This window comes from Rhodococcus sp. WY5 (assembly GCF_018588185.1).
GTDB classification, from domain to species: Bacteria; Actinomycetota; Actinomycetes; order Mycobacteriales; family Mycobacteriaceae; genus Rhodococcus_F; species Rhodococcus_F qingshengii.
Map to the genome: position 1 here is coordinate 5293309 of NZ_JAAMPR010000001.1, position 23852 is coordinate 5317160.

Here is a 23852-nt window from a genome sequence, read left to right on the forward strand (position 1 = left end):
TCCCTCTAGCCGCTGATCTTACTTTGGAGTAAGTTACCGACTATGGCCACTTACATCGTCACTGGCGGTACCGGATTCCTCGGACGAGCTGCACTGCCACTCCTGCTCGAGCGTGATCAAACTGCTCAGATCCATGTGCTGGTCAGAGCCGGTTCTGTAGCCAAACTCGAAGAACAGGTGTCGGCAATTCCCGGCGGCGATCGCGTGCATCCACTCATTGGAGATCTGACCGAGCCGGGACTGGGCATCGACTCTCCCCCGCCTGCCGACCACGTCCTTCACCTCGGCGCGATCTACGACATCACCGCCGGAGACGAGCAGGCTTCGACGAATGTCGAGGGCACACGCTCCGTGGCCGACCTTGCCGCACAGCTGGGAGCCACCCTTCATCACGTGTCATCAGTCGCAGTTGCGGGCGACTACCCGGGAACCTTCAGCGAAACCGATTTCGATTGCGGTCAAGGCTTTCCCACTCCGTACCACCGAACCAAGTTCGAGGCGGAGAAAATCGTTCGAGAACGAGAAGGCCTCACCTGGCGTGTTTATCGGCCGTCTGCCGTGGTCGGTAACTCCGTCACCGGCGAGATGGACAAGATCGACGGTCCGTACTACTTGTTCCCAGGACTGGCGCTACTCGCGAAATTACCTGCAGCACTCCCCGTCCCGATCCCCAACCTCGGCGCAACCAACGTGGTGCCCGTCGATTATGTGGCCGCCGCCCTCGTCGAATTGATGCACGCGCCCGGCCATGACGGCGAAGCATTCCATCTCGTGAATCCGAAACCTCAACCGGTACGCGAAATCTATGCCGGACTCGCCAAGGCCGCCGGAGCGCCCCGGCCCGCACTCAGCCTGCCGGGCGTGATCGCAAAACCCTTTGTCTCACCCTTGCCGATGGACTCGGCAGAATCGGCACGGAAGGTCTTCCTCGATCGCATCGGCATGCCTGCAGCATTACTCGACAACATGACGATGGCGCCGACCTTCACCTCGGAGAGAACCGTTGCCGCCCTGGCCGGATCGGGACTGGCGGTCCCCGAGTTCGGGTCGTACTCCACTGTGTTGTGGAAGTACTGGCGCGCAAACCTCGATCCCAATCGCGCACGACGTAACAGTCCCGAAGGACCACTCGTGGGTCGGATCGTTCTGATCACCGGAGGCTCTTCCGGAATCGGCAAGGCATCGGCCATTGCCGCCGCTCAGAAGGGCGCCACCGTTCTCCTGATCGCACGCCGCACCGACGAACTCGATGCCGCAGTACAGGAGATTCGATCAGCCGGAGGCAAGGCGTTCGGTTACCCCTGCGACATCACCGACGACGAGTCGGTCCAGCACACGATCAAAAGCATTCTGACAGAACACGATCACGTAGACATGTTGGTAAACAACGCCGGCCGATCCATCCGGCGCGGCATTTACCACTCCACTGATCGTTTCCACGACTACGAACGAACGATGGCCGTGAACTACTTCGGCGCTGTGCGATTGGTGCTCGCCTTGTTACCGACCATGCGTTCTCGCCGCTTCGGCCACATCGTGAACATCAGCAGTGCGGGAGTCCAGGCGGCAACGCCTAGATTCTCGGCCTACGTGGCGAGCAAGGCCGCCCTCGACGGTTTCTCGGACGTAGCCGCCTCTGAAACCCTGGCGGACGGAATCACTTTCACGACCATCCACATGCCGCTGGTCGAAACACCGATGATCGCTCCGACCGGCGAATACAACAACGGCCCGATCACCAGCCCGGAAAAGGCTGCGGCAATGGTGATCCGCGCGCTGATCGACCGCCCCAAACGCATCGACGTACCACTGGGAACCCTGGGTGATCTGGGAACCCTGTTCGCACCGCACACCAAGGACCGAATTCTCAACCAGATGTACCAGGCCTTCCCCGATTCTCCGGCGGCAAAGGGTCAGGTAGACAAGGAAACTCCGGCAGACGCTCCGGCAACACCGACGCGACAGCACCACTCGCGCTCGCGCATCCGCAAACTCGGCCGTCGTGCCGCCCGACTCGTGCCCGGTACGCACTGGTGACCGGTGGTGTGACTTCGTCTCGGAGCGTTTCGGCAAGAGGAACGGATCTGTAGGTTCAGTCGGCGAATCCTCACCGGGTCACGCTGACAAAATCAATCAACCGCCAGTTGCACAGGGTTCCGTATCGGTGCCTGACCCCGGGACCACCAGACCAGACTCGTAGGCGATGACGACAGCGTGCGTCCGATTCTGAGCACCGAGCTTTGCCAGCACGTTCCCGACATGCGTTTTCACTGTCTCCAGGCTCACAACCAGAACCTGAGCAATATCCGAGTTGCACAGCCCGGTGGCCATCAACCGCAATACCTCTTCCTCCTTTGCTGTCAGCGCTGCATTCGGGAACGCCTCAGCGGAGACCAACGGGCGGGGCGTAACCATCCGGCGTAGCGCGGCAGGGAACAGGATCACTTCGCCCGCCGCCACCACACGTACTGCCGCTGCGATCTGCGGGACTGGGAGCCGCTTCAGCACGAAGCCACTCGCGCCCGCACTGAGTGCGGCCGTGACGTAGCCATCGTTTTCGAAAGTGGTGATTACCAAGACTTTCGGCGGTTCGGTGCACTCGGCCTGGAGGTGCCGAGTTGCCTCTATTCCGTTGCGCAGCGGCATCCGCACGTCCATCAGCACCACATCCGGACGAAGTTGCCGCGAAAGCTCCACTGCTTCGATACCGTCGGAAGCCTCGCCGACGACCACAATCCCGGGCTGAGCTGCGAGCAGCATACGCAGGCCGCTGCGGGTAACGTCGTCGTCATCCGCAATCAGCAGGGTGACTGGCATGCTTGCAGGTTTGGCGGCGTCCTCACTCCAATTGGCTTCGGTCATCGTGCCACCCGGACCGGCAACTGAACACTCAATCGCCAGCCCTGGGCTCCGTCCGGTCCAGCCTTGAACTCACCGTTCAAGAGTCGCACGCGCTCGGCCAAACCTGCCAGGCCGCGCCCTGATCTTCGAACTACGTCTGCCTTTCCCCCGGTCACTGCCCCGATGCTGTTGACCACTCTGAGCTCGACGCTCTCCGAGCCGACTGCCACCGTGATTTCGATCGGCCCGCTGTCCCCGTGCCGCAGAGCATTGGTCGTCCCCTCTTGCAGGATCCGGTACGCCGCGCGAGAGAGTGTCCCCTGGATCTGTGAAAGGTCACCCGACAGGTTCACCTCCACAACCGCCCCCGCATGCCGCAACCGATCAATTAGCGCAGGCAAGTCCGACAGCGTCCGAGAAGGTACAGCCCCAGGCCTCTCCTCGCGAAGTACACCCAGTACGTAGTCCAGGTCCTCGAGCGCTGCCCGTGTCGACTCCTCGATGCTACGCATGGCGGCCCTCGCTGCGGCAGGATCGGAGGCAAGCACCTCGCCGGCCACCGCCGCCTGGATCGTGGCGGCGGTGAGCGTGTGTCCGATCGAGTCGTGCAACTCGTGAGCGACCCGATTACGTTCGGCCAGTTGCAGTTCACGTTCTTCCGCCAGCGCGAGCCGTTCAGCCGTGGACGGCCCCAACAGTCGTGGCGCCAGCCATCTCAGCAGTGTTGCCACCAGGACACAAATTCCTACCGCAAGCAGGAGGCAGCCGGCCGCCACGACCCAGGTCCATCCACCCGTCACGTCAACCGACGTATCGAACAGACTGATTCGCGCCGTGCCGCCGAGCCAGTTCCCCGGGAGCGAAATCCCCATGATGAAAAGGACGCTGGTCGCGAGCGCCGCCAGCCAACCCACCATGACATGCAGGACAATCCAGAGCGGGGCCCGCCAGCGATCAATGTCCGAGAGGTTAGGAGTACGGTGTCCGAGCGCTGGACTCGGCAGCGACACCTGCAGCAGTCGGCGGGCAGAAACGATGAGCGCGCGTCGCACAGGATGCACCAGGCCGAGTGCTCCTACCAAAGTCACCCATATGAGCAGGACCGAAAGCACCCGGACGAACTCGGGTGCGGATTGCCACGCGAGAGCAGGCAACATCGCAACCACCAGAAGTGGCAGGCTTGCCAACACACCACAAAAGGCGAAAAGTACAGCTGAGTATGTAGAGCCCCGCATCAGCGGTCGTAGTCCGGTGATCATGATTCGACAAGTATGACTGGGCCGCTCGGCGATGGCCTCCCCCGATCGAGGGAGATGGTTTTCCCGCGTCGGAGCGATGCGCGACCAATCCTCCAGCAGACAGGATCGTGTCCAGACCGATCAATCTCTCCAAGGAGTTCTACTGATGCGCCGCCACAGTCGACAGGGCCAGCCTCCCTCACCCCAAAGACAAAGCCGGAAACGGCACCGCGCCCTCTGTTCCGTCGCAATGACTCTCAGCGTGGTCACCCTCGGTGCGTGCTCGTCGTCCGCCGATACCGTCGCTGCGCGGCACGATGCGGTTCAACGCTCCCTCGACGCGCTGGTGAGCGAGGACGGACTACCCGCCGCCCTCGCAAGCATCCAAGACCGAAACGGCAACTCCCACAACTACACCGCAGGAGTCGGTGACCTGACCACCGGATCAGAGGTACCCCCCAACGGCCAGATACGAATCGGCAGCAACACCAAAACCTTCACCGCAGTAGTGGTCCTGCAACTGGTCGCCGAAGGAAAGATCGAACTCGACACCCCCATCGAGACCTACCTACCCGGACTCGTCCGCGGAGACGGGATCGACGGCTACAACATCACCATCCGCCAACTCCTCCAACACACCAGCGGACTCCCCAACTACAGCAACTACCTGGAAGACGAAGTCCGATATTACGACCCACGCGAACTTCTCGACATCGCGCTCGAACATCCTGCCGACTTCGCCCCCGGAACGAGTTGGAAGTACAGCAACACCAACTACGTCCTCGCCGGCCTACTCGTACAGAAGATCACTGAAAAACCCCTCGCCGAGGAGATGAACCGGCGAATCTTCGCGCCGATCGATCTGCAGCACACATACTTTCCTGAACCATACGACGAGAAGATCTCGGAACTTCACCCCCGCGGCTACTACCGGGAGTCATCGGACGCGCCTCCCGTCGACATCACAGAGATAGACCCCTCGTGGGGATGGGCCGCAGGGCAATTGATCTCCACCACCTCGGACCTCAACCAGTTTCTCCACGCACTCCTCGACGGACGACTACTCCCCGCAGCCCAACTCGACCAGATGCGCACTACCGTCCCCGCGGAGGAAACCTTCGGACCCGATGCCCGCTACGGACTTGGATTGGTCAGCCGCCCGCTACCGTGTGGCGGCCTGTCCTGGAGCCACGGCGGCAGTTTCCCTGGATACGAGACACGCGGGGGCGCTACCGACGACGGACGCGAAGCGAACATCGCGGTCAGCATGCAAGTAGTCGACGACGCCACCCGGAGAAAACTCGAACACGCGGTGGATATCGCCCTTTGTCGCTGAGGCCTCCTGTCAATCACCAAAGGCCGCCTACTCCGAAATAGCTCGTCAAACCGACAGTATCGGCCGCGAGACGCCGGACTCCGAGGTGCAGCCAGCTACACCCCGTACGCTCCGGCACGCACCACCGAGAGACTGCACTTCGCACCATGGAGGACGCGTACGCACGTCAATACTGTTCTCTGCATGTGGAACTCACCACGAGATTCGACGAACAGGAGACCACAACCAATGACCACCCTTCGACGTCGCCCCCTGCTCACCGTGCTTCCGGCAGTCACCGCTGCAGCCCTCATATTGGGCGTGAGCGGATGTGGTGACACCACTGACTCCACTGATTCCACTCGGCAAAGCGACGCTGCCGTGCAACAGGCGCTCGACGGCGTCATCGAGCAGGGGATCCCCGGCGCACAACTCGTGATCTCCGACCCGTCGCGGGGCACTCGCATCATTCGTGCAGGAATGGGAAACACCGCCACCGGCGAGCCTATCCCCGATGATGCGCGGGTCCGAATCGGCAGCAACACAAAGGCCTTCGTCTCGACCGTCGTCATGCAACTCGTCGACGACGGACTGCTCGACCTCGATATGAGCATCGAGCACTACCTGCCCGGAACGGTCGTAGGCAACGGGAACGACGGCAACCGAGTCACCATTCGAGATCTCTTGCAGCACACCAGTGGACTGACGGACTACCTCGCCGCCGGCGGAGCACGGCCGGAAGACATCAAGCCCGGCCAGCTGCTGGTGGGGACAAGCGCACAACCACCGGAGCACTTCTCCCCCACTGAACTGGTCGATATCGCGATGTCTCTTCCACCCGGCCCGGCAGCCAAAGACAAGGCTGTCTATTCGAACACGAACTACATTCTGCTCGGGATGCTCATCGAGAAGGTCACAGGACGCCCTGCCGCGCAGGAGATCACCACCCGCATAATCGATCCGCTCGGACTGATGGACACCTATTTTCCCGCCTCCCGCGAGACACAGATCCGCGGTTCTCATGCACAGGGCTATCACCCGATTGACGGCATTCAGGTCGATGTCACCGATGGCGACGTGTCGTGGGCCGACACCGCAGGTGCGATGGTCGCAACGGGCGCCGACCTCAACACTTTCTTCACGGCTTTGCTACGCGGCGATCTCGTCTCGAATGACAGGCTCGCCGAGATGAAACACACCGTGCCGTTCGACAGGAGCCCGCAGGACAGCTACGGACTCGGACTAGTCCGCGTGAACAGCTCCTGCGGGAAGGAGATCTGGGGTCACGGCGGCGGAATTCCCGGCTTCGGCACCTCGGGCGGAGTCGATACCACAGGACGCGCTGTGACTCTCACCCTCAATCGCATCCCGATGAGCGAGGACGCCTTCGTAGCAGCACAGCGAGTTGTCGACGCAGCGATGTGCGAGAAGTGAAGGAAACATGTTCGTGCACGACTTCGCACGCAACATCGAACAACAATTCTTCCCGAGCGAACGATGTCCCGAACCCTACCAATCCTCAGGAGTTCTACTGATGCGTAACAATATTCGAAAGGGCTTCCCTTCCTCAGATCGCCGGCAGGACCGCAAACGGCACCGGACCTTTTCGGTCGTTGCCGCGGCGGCCCTCGGTGCCATGACGCTGGCGTCCTGCTCGCCGTCATCCGCCCTCAGTCCCGATACCGTCGGTTCTTCCTCCACCGAGTCCGACGCGGTTCAACGCTCCCTCGACGCGCTGGTGAGCGAGGACGGACTACCCGCCGCCCTCGCAAGCATCCAAGACCGAAACGGCAACTCCCACAACTACACCGCAGGAGTCGGTGACCTGACCACCGGATCAGAGGTACCCCCCAACGGCCAGATACGAATCGGCAGCAACACCAAAACCTTCACCGCAGTAGTGGTCCTGCAACTGGTCGCCGAAGGAAAGATCGAACTCGACACCCCCATCGAGACCTACCTACCCGGACTCGTCCGCGGAGACGGGATCGACGGCCACAACATCACCATCCGCCAACTCCTCCAACACACCAGCGGACTCCCCGATTACGGAATACACGTCAATGACGAAGAGATCAGATACCGCTACGCCGACCCCCACGATTTGCTCGACGTCGCGTTCCAACACCCCGCCGACGCACCGCCCGGAACGAGTTGGGGGTACAGCAACACCAACTACATTCTGGCCGGCCTACTCGTACAGAAGGTTACCGGCCGCCCCCTCGCCGAGGAGATGAATCGACGTATCTTCGCGCCGATCGGCCTGCGCGACACCTACTTCCCACCCCCGGGAGACATGACCATCCGGGGTCCCCATCCCAAGGGATACCACCGCACCGCACCAGACAGCCCACTGAGTGACGTCACAGAGATGGACCCGTCGTGGGGATGGGCCGCAGGGCAGCTGATCTCCACCACCTCGGACCTCAACCAGTTCCTCTACGCGCTACTCGACGGACGACTGCTCCCCGCAGCCGAACTCGACCAGATGCGTACCACCGTCCACGTCGGCGGGCCCACCGGACTCGAGTACGGCCTCGGCCTCACCAGCAGGACTCTCTCGTGCGGCGGGGTCTACTGGGGCCATGGCGGCGACATAGTCGGTTACGAGACCCGCGGCGGCATCACCGACAACGGGCGCGCCGTAAACCTTGCGGTGACTGCTCTTCCCACGACTGCGTCCGCCACGCAACACGTCGTAGACACCGTGGACAGAGCTTTGTGCAGTTAAAGCTCTGGTGACAGCGTCACCCGGAATCTCACCCGAGTGACGCTGTACCGCCCGACGAAACATTCGGTCGGTTATTGGCCGAACGGACCAATGCGGCCTACGTGTCCGCTGCCACACTTCATCAGTCCATGCGGCACAACGCAATTCAGGAGGCATGATGAAGTCGGAACGCGCCACAGTTGAGGAACCCTCGCATAGCGGCGGCAAGTCGATACAAAACATATTGGACAACAAGTCAATTCGTCGAACAACGACTATGACTGTTGGGCTGCTCAGTACGATCTGGATGATCGACATGATAGATCGCGTGATGATCGGGCTTGCACTGCCGATGATCGGAGACGAATTCTCCCTCAGTAATACGCAATTGGGCGGAGTCGTGTCGATCTTCGCCATCTTTTACATGCTCGGGCAGATCCCCGGCGGCATGCTGGCCGACCGATTCGGACCCCGGCCACTGTTGATCGTTGCGTTGATCCTGTGGTCGGTGTTCACCGCACTGACAGGATTCGCCTGGGGACTCGTCTCGCTGATGGTCATGCGTGCGATGTTCGGTCTCAGCCAGGGTCTCTTCCCAGCAGCGTCGTTCAAAGCTCTGGCTGAGCGAACCCGTCCGAAAACTCGCGCCACGGCCATGGGCTTCATGATCGGTGCAAACAACCTGGGCCCCGGCATCGCACCATTGATCATCGCCCCAGTTCTCATGGCCGTCGGTTGGCGGGACGCATTTTGGCTGGTGGCCATAGTCGGCGCCGTGATCGGCACAGTCGTCTGGTTGGTGCTCCCGGCGCCGTTGGACACAGAGATCACGGAAGATCCGGAGGCCGCACTGCAACCGCTCGCCAGTGAACACTCACGCGCCGCGGTATTCAAGTCCGTTTCGGTCTGGAAGTTCGCACTTCTGTTCTGCCTGGCCAACATGGCCGGATATGGGCTGTTGACCTGGGTGCCGAGCTACCTCCTCAACGAAAAGGGGCTCTCGCTGATCGATACGGGAATCTTCGCGGCGATCCCGTTCATCGTCACGGCATTGGCCATCGTCGTCGGTGGACGTCTGGTGGACAAGTACTTTCACGACAGCGCGCGCATTCTGCTCGTTCCGTGCATGGCCACCTCCGCCATTCTGCTGTTCTTGATGACTACCACCGATACCGTCGCGATGTTCACGTTCTATCAAACCCTCGCGATGGGCGTCAGCGGACTGTGCTCGATGTCGATCTTCGCCCTCCCGTTGCGGGCATTGCCTGCCGAATTCCTCGGTTCCGGAATGGGTTTGATCAACGGTTGTGGACAGCTCGCCGGTTTCATCACCCCCCTCGTGATGGGATGGATGGTGGACCAGTTCTCGTACATGGCCGCGTTCGGAGTCCTGGTCGGCGCGACGGCTGCGGCGGCTTTGGTGGCCATGATCGTTCCGCAAACCCCGGCGAAATTCTGAGGGCTCTCACGTGGTCCGGCGAAGTGGCCGCTGAAGGGTCGTTCCCGGCAGTGGCCGCTTCGCCGATCCGGAGCTGACCCCGGTGCCAGCTCGTCACCTCACTGCATCGAACCCGTTGCGCGAGCGCCGAAGTGCGCGCCCTGCAAGCATCCCCGTCGGCACCCCGTCCGACAGTGCCGGTTGCCCATTGACCACAACGTGCCGCATTCCGGTCGCATACACTCTTGGGTTGTCGTATGTCGCGAGATCCTCTACCTGCGAGGGGTCAAAGATCGCCAGATCGGCGTATCCCCCTGGCGCAATGTAGCCCCGCTTCGCCAAACCGAAGTTTTCAGCAGGAAGGCTGGTCATTCGGCGAACGCATTCCTCGACTGATTGCCCGCCAATGCCGCGGGTGTAGCGGCTCAGAATACGGGCGAAAGTTCCGAATGAACGGGGGTGGACGGGTTGCCCCGCGAAAAGGGTCTCCGTGCTTTGAGCATCGGCATCGGAACCAACCGAAACCCAGGGACGCTCGAAGGCAGTTCGCGTGTTGTCCTCCGACGCAATGAAATAGGCAGCCTCGGCTGTGGGGAGAGCGTCGAGAACAGCCAGTATGGTGTCTACCGGGTCGTGATGCCCCATCCTCCGAGCAATAGATCCCAGAGCTTCCCCCGCTCGGATCCCGAGTGCCGGTACCTCGGACAAGATCGTCACCCCATCGGCGCCTCCGGACGCAGCGTAGAGATTCTCCCAGTCCTCGTCCTCACGATGGATCCTCTCGCGGATCTGCTCTCGGACACCGGTCGAGTTCAGGTGCGTGCGCCCGGCCGTCGTGTCACGACACCGAAACTCCGGTGGCAACGCGGCACTGAGCAGCGTGTTCCCCGCCTCGTACGGATATACGTCCGCGGTGATTCGCACACCGTCCTCGCGAGCCGACTCAACCAATTGCAAGGCCTCGGACATTTTGTGCCAGTGCGACTTACCAGCAACCTTGAGGTGGTAGATCTCCCCGCGCGCTCCTGTCGTTCGAGCGATATCGACCAGTTCCTCGATGCTTTCGAGAAACCTCTGCCCTTCGCTTCGGAGATGGCAGATATGGACGGCATCGTGTCTGGCGAGCACCTGCGAAAATGCTCGCAACTCGCCGGAATCCGCATAGCTTCCGGGTGGATAGATCAGAGCCGAACCCACTCCGAGAGCTCCATTTTCAAGCTCCTCGTCGAGCAGGGCACACGCTTCGGCCAGCTCTTGTTCACTCAACAGGCGATTGTCCACACCCGCAACCACCATGCGCAGATTCGCCGCGCCGACGAAGCTCGCCACGTTGAAACCGACGCCGTTCGTCTCCAAGGATTCGAGAAAATCATGCAACCTCGGCCAATGTGATTGCACCCCAGTTGGAATCGCGCCCAATCCGAGCATCGCCGGAGTCATCGAACCCGTGACCGGTCCGAGAGACACGCCTTCACCGAAGACCTGGGTTGTGACCCCCTGATCAAGTCCGACAATCCTCGTGGGTCTTGCTGCAGCGTGAGGTAACTATGGCTGAGCACATTCACAAAACCGGGAGCCACCATGCAACCGCGAGCATCGATGTCGATCGCCCCCGGCACAGCACCGATCGTTCCGACTTCCACGATCGTGTCACCGGAGATCGCAACATCCGCTTTCCTGGGCGGGCTCCCTCTACCATCGAGCACAGTCCCGTCCCGAACGACGATTGTCGGCAGCATCACGTCTCCTCCACGGTGGCCTTGCTGTCGCGAGATGCGACCCTGTTCACTTTGCTGAATCGTGGAAGCGAAATCTTGTTCCAGACACACATACGCGATGCAAAATTGGTGCCGCCCTACCAAACTGGCCCATGGTTCCGATCATGCCATCGGTCAGCCGACGACCCTGCGGATCTCATTCTCGGAGGCATTGGCGCCCGTGCAGACAACAGCAACGCGCTTGCCAGCGAAGGTGTTCGGATGCGAATAGACCGCAGCAAGTGCGGCCGCACCAGCACCTTCGCTCAAAGTGTGAGCGTCGTAGAGCAACGCCCGCTGCGCGAGGGTGATGTCGTCATCCGTGACGAGCAGGAAGCCTCCTAGCCGTTCACGCAAAACACGTTGTGTCAGTGCGAACCCGGCACCGGTCGCAAGCCCCTCGACACGGGTGGTGTTCGGGCGCTCGACGCACGTGCCGGAACTCCACGAGTCATGTGCGGCTCGTGCGGCCTCAGACTGCACTGCGAACACCTCGAGGTGCGGTGCAAGCGCACTGGCGACGAGACACGCCGCCGCCGCACCGCTGCCGCCACCGACTGGGACCACCACCGCGTCCAGATCAGGTTGTTGTTCGAGGAGTTCGACGTAGGCCGTTGCAACACCGGCGAGGATTGCCGGCTCATTGGCGGCGCTCACGAGACGCAGGCCGTCACGTTCGCTGATGAAATCGGCGTGAGCACGTGCTTCGTCGAAGTTCACACCGTGCTCGATGAGCTCGGCTCCGAGCATGCGGACAGCGTGAGCCTTGACTGGATTCGCCCCAACCGGCATGACGATCACACACCGCACGCCCGCACCCGCTGCGGCATACGCCAAGGACTGAGCATGGTTTCCGGTCGAGTAGCCGACAATCCCCCGCGCCCGCGTCGCCTCATCCAGTCCTGCCACCAGGTTCAGTCCGCCGCGAACCTTGAACGCACCCGTGGGGTGCACGTTCTCGTGTTTGACGAACAATTGGCTGCACGAGCCCGCACCCAAGGTCGGGTGCGATATCAGGGCCGTGACCGGTAGATGCCGTCGGACGACCTGACTGGCACGCTCGATGTCTGCCCATACGGGTGGATGTAGCTGGTTTGATGCCGTGAGATCAGATGCCGGTGCCATGTGATTCACCCTGCCAAACACCGATTCATAGATCCAATACGTGTTTTCGTCCAAAGCATCGAAATCTTCTATGATTTTGGCATGCTCGATCTAATTCGGCTGAGGGTCCTGGTAGCTGTTGTACAGGAAGGATCGGTGACAGCCGCCGCCGATTCTCTCGGTTACGCGCAGCCCTCCATCAGTCACCACCTTCGACAGCTCGAATCAGAAGTCGGGGTTCCACTGTTCCAGCGAGCGGGTCGTGGACTGCGCCTGACGGACGCCGGCGCAGTGCTGGTTCGGCGAGCCACCGAGATCCTCGGCCACGTCGACGCAGCGGTAGCCGAAGTCCAGACGTACGCAGGACTGAGGGCCGGGCGGGTACGACTGGCCGCATTCCCGTCAGCCCTGGCGAGTTTGATTCCGCAGGCGATGGCAGCGTTCACGTCCCAGTACCCCGATGTGTCCATCAGCCTCGTTGATGCAGAACCACCCAAAGCACTTGCACTGCTTCGTAACAACGATGTCGACGTAGCTGTTGTCTTCGCGCACGAGGACACCCCTGAAGTCGGGCTCAAGCAGGTCGCGCAGACGACTTTGCTGGAAGATCCGTTGTACCTGATCACATCTACGCGGAATGCAGATGCCGCCAACGAGATCACGGACTACGCCGGTGAGACCTGGATTGCCGGTTGCCCGAGCTGCCGAGCCCACCTCCTCACCGCTTGCAATCGAGCTGGATTCATTCCGCGGATCGAGTTCGAGACCGACGACTACGTCGCCGTCCAAGCCCTGGTCGCCTCCGGAAGCGGGGTAAGCACCCTTCCGGCCCTCGCCCTCCAGGCACATCAGAACCCGAGTATCCGCGCACACCGCATTCCCGGCGAGCGACGCACTGTCTCCGTCGCAACCTACGGCAAACCTCCACTTGCTCCCGCGATCGACGCGTTCGTCAGAACTCTGACAGCGATATCCGAATCCATGCGTGAGCGCGTCGAATTGGATGGGCACCAAGATAACCGGTGACCTCAGGTCCGGCCGACCACCGCGACTATCAGTGCGGCAAGTTCGCTTCGAGCATCGTCGGGCGAGAGCGCTCCCGCTACCGCCGCATGCGAGAGTGCCTCTGCAGCACCGAATATTGCGGTCATCGAAGGTTGCGCAAGTCCTCCGCCCGCACCAAAGGGAGTCAGCACCTCCCGACATCGTTCGGAATAGGCGTGTTCCGATTCACGCTTGACCCGCTCCAGCTCGGGCGAACCCTCCAGCGCTGCAAGCACACCCGTCAGTTCACGCCCCTGCGCCAGCGAACATCCGACGTAGGAGTCGGCGATGGCATTCGCGCGTCCGTTCAGAGACTCATCCGCGGCATCGAGATACTCCTCGAGCATCACCGTCTGACGATCGTCGAATTCCTTGAAGAGCGCTGCCAACAACGCGGCGCGAGAGGCGAAATGGCTGTATACAACTGGCTTTGCAACGACGGCACGTTCAGCCAACCGACCAAGGGTCAGCGCGTCCGCACCCTCCTCTCGCACCAATGCCCACGACACCTCCACGAGTTGTTCGTACCTGCCGGCTCGCGACAGTCTCGTACGTGCCATCGGACACCTCCTTGCGCTATATACCAATAGTAACCTACTCTTAGTACATAAGCGCACCATCTACCGAAGGACGCTCATGACCACACTCGTCGTAGTCTCCCACCCCGATCCCCAGTCACTTACCCAGCATGTCGCCCGTTCTACTGCCGACGCGATCCGCGACCTGGGCGGCGACGTCGACTTCGCGGACCTATATGCCGAGAATTTCGATCCCCGATTCGCCGAAGCCGATGTGAACCTGTTCCGCGGCAAAGGGACTCCCCCGGCCGACGTTGTAGCCGAGCAGGACCGAATCGATCGTGCAGACGATCTGATTCTCGTGTTTCCGATGTACTGGTGGTCGATGCCCGCACTACTCAAAGGTTGGATCGATCGAGTCTTCGTCAGCGGATGGGCGTACGAATTCACCCCGGGAAGCGAATTCGTGAAGAAACTGGACCGACTCACCGTCCACCTGATTCCAGTCGCAGGTGACGACGCCGAGAGTTTCGACCGACACGGCGTGTACGAGGCCTTTCGGACACAGATCGAACGCGGAATCATCGAATATTGCGGTGCCACACTGGGATCGACAACCTTCGTTCACGAGTCGGACACGAAGAGCCGAGACGTCCTCGCCGCAGAAATCCACGACCTCAGCGAAAGCATCGCGTCCCGTGTCGCCTACCCTGCGACCGCGACTTCCCGTTGACGGTCAAAAACGGTCAACTGGCGCTTGACCGGCCCGTGGCCGCCCAGTAGCGAAGCGTGTCTCCCGAATGGCCGAGGTTGCGCGACAACTGATCAGCTGGGCGCACGCTATCGAGAAGTCCCCCACACCCTTCGATAACATTACGCGAACCCGCGTTCGTTTCGTCGCAGGTAATCAGGACGCGACTGAGCCCTACCGGGTCGCCGGCATACGTGAGCACTTCCCCCAGAGCAGCCGACGCTATCCCTTTCCGGCGTTCCGACGGCCTGACCCCATAGCCGATATGACCACCGACATCGGCCAAGAACTCATTCAAGCTGTGCCGCAACTGGATAGCACCGAGATACCTGCCGTCTCGAACGATCCACCAGTTGGTTGCCGGGACAATGTCGGGCCCCGGCAACGCCTCGGGCTGCGCCAACAACTCCTGCACCCAGTGCCCGAACCCATCGCGGGATGCAAGGTCCAGATCCAGACGTTGCGCAACTCCCAACGCCGAACCGGGCTGATCCGCCTGCGGTCCACCCCACTCGTCACGCGACTCCAACCAGGACACCCACAAGGCCTCGTCAGGCGCAACCAAATCGACTGTCATAGCAGCGATGCTACGTCGCACCCGCAATGGTCGAGACTTCGCCTCAATCCATCGCAAAAGCACATAGTGTCGATGTATGAGTGGACGATTCACAGCTGGGGTCTTTATCGTCGTCGTCAGTGTCGTCGCCGTTGCGTTGGTTTGGACCGGCGTTCGAGACTATGAATCTTTCACTCCACCGGTCGCGACGGCGGTCGATTGGGCAGACTGCCTCGCCCCTGATATCACCGCCGCGCTCGTAGCCCCCGAGGCACGCGACAGCAGCATCGCACTTCGCCCCGAGGGAAGTGGTTACCCGCCTCCTGATTTCAGCCCCGTTGCCGTTGTTCGATGCGAACGCGGAGAAACGTCCGACGGTGGGTTGACCATCGACTCCGTACGCCTCGAGGAGGACATCCACGCGGTGGACGATGCATTCCGCGAACAGTCTCGTCGATTTCCTGCCAACGTCCGGGCCGACTGCGCGTACCGTCTCGTCCCGCCAGCCGGTTTGTGGCTGGTAGACGAAGCAGGAGCAGCCATACGCCCTACCTGGCCGACCGCGCCCTGCGGACTGCAAGAGAAACCACACGCAGCCCTGAGCCAACTACATGAGATCAGCCGCGCGCAGCATCCGGTCGACGGCATCTCCTCCGATGACGCCGGAACCTGCGCGGAGTCGATCGGACAACCGTTCGCGACGACCACTGAAGCTGACATGAGTCGCATGGCAGAACACGAAGACACTCACGCGCGCCCACTGACGGAAACAGCTTTGGCTACACCGATTTCCGACGTCGGCAGACTACTGGTGTGCCGCTATTCCACCGAACCGCCGCTGCCCGAGTCCCGAATCCGCTTGTCACGCCAGCAGAGTACTGATCTGATGGAGGTTGCATCCACCGCGCCACCTGCAGGCCCATGCGATCTCGTCGCCCATCACATCGCTTCGATCGACGTACTTCGTCCCGACGGATCGGGCGGCACGCGGATGGCAGTCGAACTCGACGGATGCCAACGCGTAAACCTCCTCGGACAACGTCAATTACCGCCCGCAGTCATTGCGCTCCTGTTGCAGTAGCGATGACCCACACCCGAGTTCATCGAGACTGATCGTAGAAAACCGACGATGAAATCACAGGTCTCGAATCGACGTGACCACAACTGGCCTGACCGGCTTGGGCGCCGCGCCGCAACTCGGTGGACGTGGCGCGAGTTCGGAGAGTGCCGTCTCCACCGCCCATCGCCGGCCGTCCACATGTGCGACGACGCATGTCCCGTCACTCGCCTGCTCGATGACAGCCAAGTCGTCGATTCCGCAGGTTATTTGCTGTCGCACAGCAATTTCCGAAGCCTGCCCCGCAGGAGACCAGCAACTCCGTCCACGCAGGCCTGGCAAATGGACCTGATCTCGGGAAGCCACCTCCACGGCCGTGACACTCTCACTTGCGGACAGACGGCCGTACGTATTGCCGCTCGGCAACAGGATCATCGACGGCGCAAATCGGTGCCCGCCGGTATGCGAACACTCCCACACCTGGGGTCCGAAGGACGACATCAGCGCTGCGGCGATCGGCCTGCCGAATACAGCGCAGCACTGGTCGCGCTTGCCGTGCGCGCAGACCAATACGACTGGCTCGGTCACTTGCTCGCCCAGTCCTGGTGGCGGCCCATCCAACAGGGAGAAATCGACGTCGAGTAAGTCCATCGGCGAATCGATGTGCAACCTTTCACACCATGAGTCGCTCGGATCGGAGCGCGCAAGCAGGACGGTGTGTCCATCAGTCATCGGATCGGTACGCCCGGGTCGCCGAACGAACATGATTCGTACGTTCGCTGCATCGGCTCGGCGGCTCAGCTCGGCGGCAAGCTCCTCCCCCAAGGCCGTACCGTCCAACACGTCACGACCCCACGCGGCATTGAATTCGAGGCATACCCAGCCCTGCACGACGGCAGCGCTGCCTGCCAGCGGCTCATCGACAGCAGACAGTGCGGAACAGGTTTCGGCTTCGATCACGAGGCCCATTGTGTCAGCCTCGCTGGGTGTCGATTCGCAAGTCCCTGTGGCCCAGTGACGCGGCAGCTCAATAGAACTTCTTGCCCTCCGCAAGCTGGTTCACGAACTTCTCGATCCGCCTGGCTCGCGTCTCCGGACGCTTTGCCTCCTGCAGTCGGTACGCGATGGTGAATCGGTTGGTGGAATTGAGCGTCGCGTAGAACTCACGAGCCTTCGGGTTTTCCGCGAGCGCATCGAGAAAGTCTTTCGGTACCTCGGCCTTGGCTGATCCCTCGTACGCGCGATCCCATCGACCGTCGGCCTTGGCCTTCTCGATCTCGGCGATGCCGGAAGGCTCGAGAAGTCCCGCAGCGTCGAGGCGGGCGACTATCTCGACGTTGCGTTTGGACCACGGACTCCGCGCGGTGCGTCGCGAAAACTTCTGTACGAAGAAATCGTCGTCGATTCGCCGTGCGAGGCTGTCGATCCAGCCGAAGCACAGGGCAACGTCCAACGCTTGGTCGTAGTCGATCGAACTGTGCGACGAGGTCTTCTTGGCCATTTTCAGCCAAAGGCCGGGGACCAACTCGTGGTTCTCGGACAGCCATCGACGGAACTCTTCTCCGTCAGCGAAGTATTCGGTGCCGAGTTCGACTGCCATCAGTGCTCCTCATTTTCGCGATACCCATACTCTGACAAAACCCTGCGACAAATATCCGAGAGTTCCGAGTGCGAGCACCCATTTGGCAATACTGACGGTCGAAGCGGCGCGAACCCTCGAGTCGGTGATCCTGTCGCGATGATCGAGGAAATGGAGTCCGACCACGTTCTCGACGTAGTCGCCGGCCGCCGACAGTACCGGCACTACGGCAAGGGCGCGCCGAGTTGCCGGGGAAAGGGGAACCCGCTCCCCGAGCCTCGTGCCCGCTGACCGCAAAGCCATCGCGTAGATCGCGGGATGTACGAAGTCGGGGTAGTAGTGACTACGAAATCGTGCCGTGGCCTCGTCGTCCATGGAGTCCAAGATCTCGACGTACCGGCGAGCGGAGAACGCCGTCTGCACTTCCAATACTTTGGGAGCCACCGGCCCGAGTAGGCGAGCAATATTCGCTTGTGAGACAACAAAAGCGGTGGTCCACAGTGCCATCGCCTTCGCAGATCCAGTTGGTGCCATGCCACGATCGTGCCATCTTCGCACAACAGAACGGAACGGCCCGACGGAAGAGCTCGCCGAAAATGTGAATGAGGTTGTAAAAAGCGGGCATTCCGTATCGATCATCGGTCCGATAGCGGGGAGCGCGCATGTCGCCCAAGTCCAACCCGACTGTTCTGTTCATCCACGGACTTTGGATGCACCCGACCACGTGGGACCCCTGGGCGCAGGTTTTCAGCGCGCAGGGGTACTCCACAATGGCGCCGGGATGGCCAGGGGACGCGTCGACCGTGGGTGAGACGCGTGAACACCCGGAAGACATCGCGGGACACGGCATCGAGGACGTGACGGATCACTACGCCAAGGTGATAGCCGATCTCGACGAACCACCGATCGTGGTGGGGCATTCGTTCGGAGGTTTGATCGCGCAGAAACTTCTGGGCCAGAAGCTGGCGACCGCGGCAATTGCCATCGACCCGGCTCAGCCCAAAGGGGTGTTGAAACTTCCCCTCGTTCAACTGGGCAGTGTTTTCCCGGTCCTGTCCAACCCCGGGAACTACCGGAAGGCGTACTCACACAACAGAGAGTCGTTCCACAAGTCCTTCGCCAGTGCCGTGTCCAAGGACGAGTCCGACGCATTGTTCGAGCAGTATGCGATTCCCGCCCCTGGTCGGCCGTTGTTCGAGGCAGCACTCGCCAACTTCGCGCCCCACAGCCCCGCTGCAGTAGATTTCAACGCCCGCCGCGGGCCACTCCTGATGATCGGCGGCGGCAAGGATCGCACAGTCCCGAAAGCCAGTTCGGACAGCTCGTTCAAGAAGTACGCCAAGGCCCCGACGATCAACGAATACAAGGTCTTCGGCGATCGAGGTCACTCGCTGACCATCGACCACGGCTGGCGTGAGATCGCGGACTACAGCCTTGCCTGGCTCGACAAGCAGGGCATGAGCCCGCCGCAAGGCAAGCACGAAAGTCAGTCTCAGCCGAAAGCTTGAAAACGACGGCGGTACACCTGCGGCAGATTCCGAGATGCGTCGAAAATGCTCGTCGTAGGGATTCCGAACTGCCGAATCCCGCCAATTGCGCGGCTTCGGTCACCGAGTGGCCGGCATCGAGGAGCGCTTTCGCGGAGTCGAAACGGATCAACTCGACGTATTTGGCCGGCGTCGTACCGAGTTCTTCCCGAAAGAGCCTCGTCAGATGCCGTGGGCTCAGGTGCGCCAGGGCAGCCAGTTCGTCGACCGAGTACTCCCCCGCCGGATCGGCGGCCACCGCCTCGACCACTGCGCGAAGCGCGGGCACCCGGGGCCGCGGCCCGCTCAACGACGGCGAGAACTGTGACTGCCCACCTGGACGTTGGAGAAATACCACCAGAAGCTGTGCGACACGTCGGGCCATTTCTGCACCATGATCTCGCTCGAGCAATGCGAGCGCGAGGTCGATCCCGGCGGTCACACCCGCAGACGAGAACACCGTGCCGTCCTGGATGAAAATGGCGTCGGGAACTACCGTGATCTGCGGATAGGCGCGCGCCAGCGTTGCCGTGTGTTGCCAATGCGTCGTTGCGCGGCGTCCATCGAGCAGTCCACTCGCCGCCAGGATGAATGTCCCGGTACAGATCGAGGCAACCCGACCCGAACGTCTCGCCAGATCGCTCGCTGCCTCACGCAGTTCCGGACTCACCGGCATCGACGGGAACACGTCGCCACCCATGACCAGCAACGTGTCGAAGGAACCGGAATCTGCGACGTCACAGTCGACCGGAATGCGCATGCCGGTCGACGAGTCGACATCGTGTCCACCCACCGAGCAGATCACCAACTCGTAGTTCGCTCCGCCGCGATTGGCCTCTGCGAACACCTCGCTCGGACCTGCGACGTCGAGCAGTTTGACGCCGTCGAATACCAGGACGGCAACTCGATGCACTGCGGTCACGATCGCTCCCCTTCGTCCTGATCTGTGGACAGTATGGCCGAGATCAGGGTGCGCCCGCGTGCGTGTTCGACCGACACTGGGACAGACCGAGAAATTCGCAGCAGCGACGAGCAGAGCAGGTACCGATGAACACGATCATTGCCGGTGTGAAAATCCCCGATTCGAAGATGGCTGCCGACGCCACCGAACTCGTCCGAGATACGGCGTCCGAGTTACTGTTTCACCACTCGCGACGCGTCTTCCTCTTCGGATCGCTGCAAGGCGCGCGTTTGGGACTGCACGCCGACCCTGAATTGCTATACGTCGGCGCCATGTTTCACGACCTGGGGCTCACCTAGAAATTCCGGGACAGTACGGCGCGATTCGAATTGGACAGCGCGGACGAAGCGCGGCGATTCCTCACCGGCTACGAAGTCGACGAAACCGACATCCGCAAAGTGTGGGAAGGCATCGCTCTACATACGACGCCCGCGGTCCCCTCGCGGCTGGAGCCCGAAATCGCCTTGGTGACAGCGGGTGTGGAGACCGATGTACTGGGAATCGGATACAGCGAACTCGACCAGGCCGACATCGACGCCGTCACCGCGGCCCACCCCCGTCCGGATTTCAAGAATCAGATCTTGAAGGCCTTCACCGACGGCTTCAAGCACCGTCCCGAAAGTACGTTCGGGACGGTGAACGCTGACGTACTCGAACATTTTGTGCCGGGATTTCGGCACATCGATTTTGTCGAGGTCATCCAGAACTCGGCTTGGCCCCAATAGAATTCGCAGTCATTTGGCCGCCTCACTCATCGCAGCGGCATCTTCTGCCCCGAACTTTTCCTCGAGGGTCTCCGGCGAATAGTCGAGGTCGATCTCGGCGACGTCGCGCCCGCGTGCAGACTCGATCGCCGAAAGTCGGCGCTGTGCACGGTCTGCGGCATACTCGAGGAACTCCTGATTGTCCAAACCGAACGGCTGCACCTCGAATTGATCGTTGACCCAGTTGATCATTCCGAGGGCCATGGGCATGAGTTCACCCATCCGCTGCTGGACGACGTCCCAGTTGTGATCGTCGGCGGCGACGTGCCTTCGGCAGGTGAACGTCCCCCAAGCCATGTGCCGTCGTTCGTCGTCACCGATCTTTCGCACCAATTGCTGCATGCCAGGGAGGATTCCGCGCGTCGCACAAACTTTCTGCCAGGCGTAGTAACCCGTCAGCGCCAGACTGCCCTCGATGACGTGGTTGTACGTGACGCTGGCACGCACCTGGTTGACCGGGCTGGGGTCTGTCTCGAGAATGCGTAGCGACGACGGCAGCTCCTCGTAGAACAGTTGCCGGTAGTACGGATTGTCAGCGACGTAGGAATGCAGGTCACTGGTCAATCCCACTTCGTCCATCCACAGCCGAAACACCTGGGTGTGCTTGGCTTCCTCGAAACAGAACTGCGTCAAGTACATCTCGTCGCCGAATCGTCCCTCGGTCGACATTGCTTTCATGAACGGTTGAATGTCTTCGGTGACGGCTTCTTCACCGGCGATGAACTGCGCACACAGGAAGGTGGCGCTGCGCTGTTGTTCGCTGGTCAGCTCCTGCCAGTCACGGGCATCCTGCGAAAAATCGAGGTCGGTTGGGTTCCAGAATTTGGCGTTTCCCTTGGTGAACAATCGGAGTGGGAACGAATCCCAGTTCAACCCTCCCGACCGAAGAGAACTGAAACCTTCTCGCCCCGGCGAGGTGACAGTCATGACATTCCTTCTTCCCGAACCGAAGACAGATGCCCCACCAGCATGCCCGCAGAACTGAAACGTGAATCAGTTTTGACGAAATTCGATCTATTCCTTCAGGGAAACCCCCTTGGTCTCCATCACTGCGAAGAGCTTGGCGTTCATCTGAGCTGCCAGATCCGGCCGATACGCGCCGATGTTGAGCGGATTGGCGAGATTGTTCAGTTCCAAGGGGTCGGCTTGTAAGTCGTACAGTTCGTATTGCGGCGCAGCAACTCCCGCAGGATCGAAGTACATCGTGTACTTCCAGCGACTCTCGCGTATGCACCGAATGTGGTTGGGCTGCGTGACGATGTTCTGACCGTCGGGCGTCGCACAGTTCTGATCGTCGTAGGTGAACAGAATCGTGTCCTGAACCTGCGCGCTGGGACTTTGCGGATACGCCGCAGCGTCGACGATGACCGGTGTCAGATCGGTACCCAGGAAGTTCCACGATTGACGCGCAGGCGCTTGGGCGAGCGTGGCGAGAGTGGGCATCACGTCGATCAACGACGCCAGGGCGTCGGTGCGAACGGGTTCGGGAAACAGCAAGGGGTTGCTGATGACCAGCGGAACGCGCAGTGTTTCCTCGTAGGCGTTGAACACTTTCTGCCGCAAACCTCCGTGGCTCATCCCCATCTCCCCGTGATCGGACATCCGAACGATCACCGTGTCGTCGAGCATCTGTGGAGTGGCTTCGATCGCGTCGAGCACGCTGCCGATGTGTTCGTCGACCACCTTGTGCATATAGGCGTAGAAGTTGATGTAGTTGCGCGCCTGATCGGGTCCGAGCAGCGGCCCGAGCCCGGCTGCCAACAGCAGTTCCGACTGAACCTGGGCTGTCGGTTTGTGATTGAGCGCCAGGATCTCGTCGAAGGTGGGCGGCAAGTCGATACCCTGCTCGAAGGCGCCTGGCGCGTCCGATCCGTAGTTGTCGCACGTGCCGTTCATCGCGTTCCACGTCTGGGGGTACGCGAGGACATCGTGCGGGTTCACGAACGAGACGATCAGCGCCCAAGGCTGTCCGGATGCGACTGCGGGTCCGGAGAGAAACTCGACAGCTTCCTCGGCGACACGGCGATCATGGTCTGCGCACCCGCCACCGAAATGATCCGGATTGGTGTCCTGGCCCGCGTCCGGCGGAATCCACCCCTCGAAGCCGAATCCTGCCACGTCCTCGCTTGTCGGATCACCACCCTCGACGCCTTTGCTCAGATGCCATTTCCCCCGGTACTGGACGTTGTAGCCGGCCGACGCCAGCAGCTTTGCCATGTTCTGTTCGGAGACCTGCAACTGTGGCTCGGTGGGTGAGACAGTGCCACCTTCGGTGAGCGTTCTGGTGACCCCGTGCTGCGCGGGGTAGAGGCCGGTGAAGAACGTACTGCGACTGGGCGAGCACATCGCGGTGTTGCACACTGCCTGGTCGAAACTCAGCCCGTGATCGGCAATCCTCTTGCGGTTGGGCAGATTCTGTTCAGCCCAGCCTTGGGGCCAGTACATCGGCCGGCGTTCCTGATCGGTGATGATGACAACGATGTTGGGTTTCTGCGGAAACCGATCGGCGGGTGCTGCTTGTACCGGCACCGCGCTCACCGCGCCGGCCGCGACGTCTGCCACTCCCACGAGGACAAGGGCACCGACGCCACCGAGGAACGTCCGGCGCGGCAATGAATGACAATGCGGGGCTGGAACGTTCTCTGGGTTCACGGGCGTCGTCCTCTCGGAGGCGTTGTCGCCCCAGAGTTGAC

Annotated in this window: 20 protein-coding genes and 2 pseudogenes; 10 read left to right on the plus strand and 12 right to left on the minus strand. The window is 61.3% G+C overall.

Annotated elements, in window-relative coordinates:
* The first annotated feature begins 42 nt into the window (after positions 1–42).
* A complete protein-coding gene (locus tag G4D79_RS24455; protein ID WP_166502019.1) occupies positions 43–2037 on the plus strand; it encodes an SDR family oxidoreductase in 1995 nt (664 codons plus the stop codon).
* 96 nt (positions 2038–2133) lie between these two features.
* Here the strand turns inward: G4D79_RS24455 and G4D79_RS24460 are convergent, their stop codons facing one another.
* On the minus strand, positions 2134–2862 hold the full coding sequence (locus G4D79_RS24460) for a response regulator transcription factor (protein WP_007727444.1): 729 nt from the start codon (positions 2860–2862) through the stop codon (positions 2134–2136).
* Entirely contained in the window at positions 2859–4100 is a 1242-nt protein-coding gene (locus tag G4D79_RS24465) for a sensor histidine kinase (RefSeq protein WP_047271820.1), read from the minus strand. Before G4D79_RS24465 ends, G4D79_RS24460 begins: the two co-directional genes overlap by 4 nt.
* Before the next feature lie 229 nt (positions 4101–4329).
* On the opposite strand from G4D79_RS24465, the gene G4D79_RS24470 reads away from it, so the two are divergent.
* The 4 genes from G4D79_RS24470 (at position 4330) to G4D79_RS24485 (ending at position 9563) form a co-directional block, all read left to right on the plus strand.
* Positions 4330–5415 (plus strand): serine hydrolase, encoded by a 1086-nt coding sequence (locus tag G4D79_RS24470; RefSeq protein WP_250887572.1) that lies wholly within the window; start codon positions 4330–4332, stop codon positions 5413–5415.
* Positions 5416–5643: 228 nt separating this feature from the next.
* On the plus strand, positions 5644–6828 hold the full coding sequence (locus tag G4D79_RS24475) for a serine hydrolase (RefSeq protein ID WP_075832771.1): 1185 nt from the start codon (positions 5644–5646) through the stop codon (positions 6826–6828).
* A 100-nt stretch (positions 6829–6928) separates the two neighbouring features.
* Positions 6929–8125, plus strand: coding sequence for a serine hydrolase (locus tag G4D79_RS24480; protein ID WP_250887573.1), 1197 nt, complete (start codon positions 6929–6931; stop codon positions 8123–8125).
* Positions 8126–8411: 286 nt separating this feature from the next.
* Complete coding sequence (locus G4D79_RS24485; protein WP_250887574.1) at positions 8412–9563, plus strand: MFS transporter; 1152 nt, start codon at positions 8412–8414, stop codon at positions 9561–9563.
* Between the two features lie 93 nt (positions 9564–9656).
* Here G4D79_RS24485 and G4D79_RS35285 read toward each other — a convergent pair whose 3' ends face one another.
* Both G4D79_RS35285 and G4D79_RS24495 read right to left on the minus strand, forming a co-directional pair.
* Positions 9657–11009, minus strand: a complete 1353-nt coding sequence (locus tag G4D79_RS35285; protein ID WP_214514485.1) for an amidohydrolase family protein — start codon at positions 11007–11009, stop codon at positions 9657–9659.
* A gap of 425 nt (positions 11010–11434) precedes the next feature.
* Positions 11435–12424, minus strand: coding sequence for a threonine/serine dehydratase (locus G4D79_RS24495; RefSeq protein WP_075835211.1), 990 nt, complete (start codon positions 12422–12424; stop codon positions 11435–11437).
* 81 nt (positions 12425–12505) lie between these two features.
* Between G4D79_RS24495 and G4D79_RS24500 the strand changes: the two genes are divergently transcribed.
* Positions 12506–13429 carry a LysR family transcriptional regulator gene (locus tag G4D79_RS24500; RefSeq protein ID WP_214514486.1) on the plus strand — a complete coding sequence of 308 codons (924 nt, stop codon included), beginning with the start codon at positions 12506–12508 and terminating at the stop codon, positions 13427–13429.
* 2 nt (positions 13430–13431) lie between these two features.
* Here the strand turns inward: G4D79_RS24500 and G4D79_RS24505 are convergent, their stop codons facing one another.
* Positions 13432–14007 carry a TetR/AcrR family transcriptional regulator gene (locus tag G4D79_RS24505; protein ID WP_007727466.1) on the minus strand — a complete coding sequence of 192 codons (576 nt, stop codon included), beginning with the start codon at positions 14005–14007 and terminating at the stop codon, positions 13432–13434.
* Between the two features lie 76 nt (positions 14008–14083).
* Here G4D79_RS24505 and G4D79_RS24510 point away from each other — a divergent pair, with 76 nt between their 5' ends.
* Positions 14084–14698, plus strand: a complete 615-nt coding sequence (locus G4D79_RS24510) for an NAD(P)H-dependent oxidoreductase (RefSeq protein WP_050656865.1) — start codon at positions 14084–14086, stop codon at positions 14696–14698.
* A gap of 13 nt (positions 14699–14711) precedes the next feature.
* On the opposite strand, the gene G4D79_RS24515 is transcribed toward G4D79_RS24510, so the two are convergent.
* A complete protein-coding gene (locus G4D79_RS24515; RefSeq protein WP_050656866.1) occupies positions 14712–15293 on the minus strand; it encodes a GNAT family N-acetyltransferase in 582 nt (193 codons plus the stop codon).
* 76 nt (positions 15294–15369) lie between these two features.
* Between G4D79_RS24515 and G4D79_RS24520 the strand changes: the two genes are divergently transcribed.
* Positions 15370–16353: a hypothetical protein gene (locus G4D79_RS24520; protein WP_214514487.1), complete on the plus strand. Its 984-nt coding sequence runs from the start codon at positions 15370–15372 to the stop codon at positions 16351–16353.
* Between the two features lie 54 nt (positions 16354–16407).
* On the opposite strand, the gene G4D79_RS24525 is transcribed toward G4D79_RS24520, so the two are convergent.
* Genes G4D79_RS24525 through G4D79_RS24535 form a run of 3 tightly spaced genes read right to left on the minus strand, consistent with a single transcriptional unit; the run spans position 16408 to position 18442 of the window.
* A complete protein-coding gene (locus tag G4D79_RS24525) occupies positions 16408–17298 on the minus strand; it encodes a sucrase ferredoxin (RefSeq protein WP_214514488.1) in 891 nt (296 codons plus the stop codon).
* 58 nt (positions 17299–17356) lie between these two features.
* Complete coding sequence (locus G4D79_RS24530) at positions 17357–17929, minus strand: YdeI family protein (RefSeq protein ID WP_042923448.1); 573 nt, start codon at positions 17927–17929, stop codon at positions 17357–17359.
* Between the two features lie 9 nt (positions 17930–17938).
* The gene (locus tag G4D79_RS24535) at positions 17939–18442 is read right to left on the minus strand and encodes a hypothetical protein (RefSeq protein WP_042449832.1); all 504 of its coding nucleotides are present in this window, start codon (positions 18440–18442) and stop codon (positions 17939–17941) included.
* A 128-nt stretch (positions 18443–18570) separates the two neighbouring features.
* Between G4D79_RS24535 and G4D79_RS24540 the strand changes: the two genes are divergently transcribed.
* Complete coding sequence (locus G4D79_RS24540; protein ID WP_003940761.1) at positions 18571–19416, plus strand: alpha/beta hydrolase; 846 nt, start codon at positions 18571–18573, stop codon at positions 19414–19416.
* Here G4D79_RS24540 and G4D79_RS24545 read toward each other — a convergent pair.
* Positions 19401–20356, minus strand: a pseudogene (locus tag G4D79_RS24545) (GlxA family transcriptional regulator). The gene G4D79_RS24540 and the pseudogene G4D79_RS24545 overlap by 16 nt on opposite strands.
* A 125-nt stretch (positions 20357–20481) precedes the next feature.
* Here G4D79_RS24545 and G4D79_RS24550 point away from each other — a divergent pair.
* Positions 20482–21120: pseudogene (locus G4D79_RS24550) on the plus strand (HD domain-containing protein).
* Positions 21121–21129: 9 nt separating this feature from the next.
* On the opposite strand, the gene G4D79_RS24555 reads toward G4D79_RS24550, so the two are convergent.
* Complete coding sequence (locus G4D79_RS24555) at positions 21130–22086, minus strand: R2-like ligand-binding oxidase (RefSeq protein ID WP_003940790.1); 957 nt, start codon at positions 22084–22086, stop codon at positions 21130–21132.
* Between the two features lie 87 nt (positions 22087–22173).
* The gene (locus G4D79_RS24560) at positions 22174–23811 is read right to left on the minus strand and encodes a sulfatase-like hydrolase/transferase (RefSeq protein WP_214514489.1); all 1638 of its coding nucleotides are present in this window, start codon (positions 23809–23811) and stop codon (positions 22174–22176) included.
* Positions 23812–23852 lie beyond the last annotated feature (41 nt).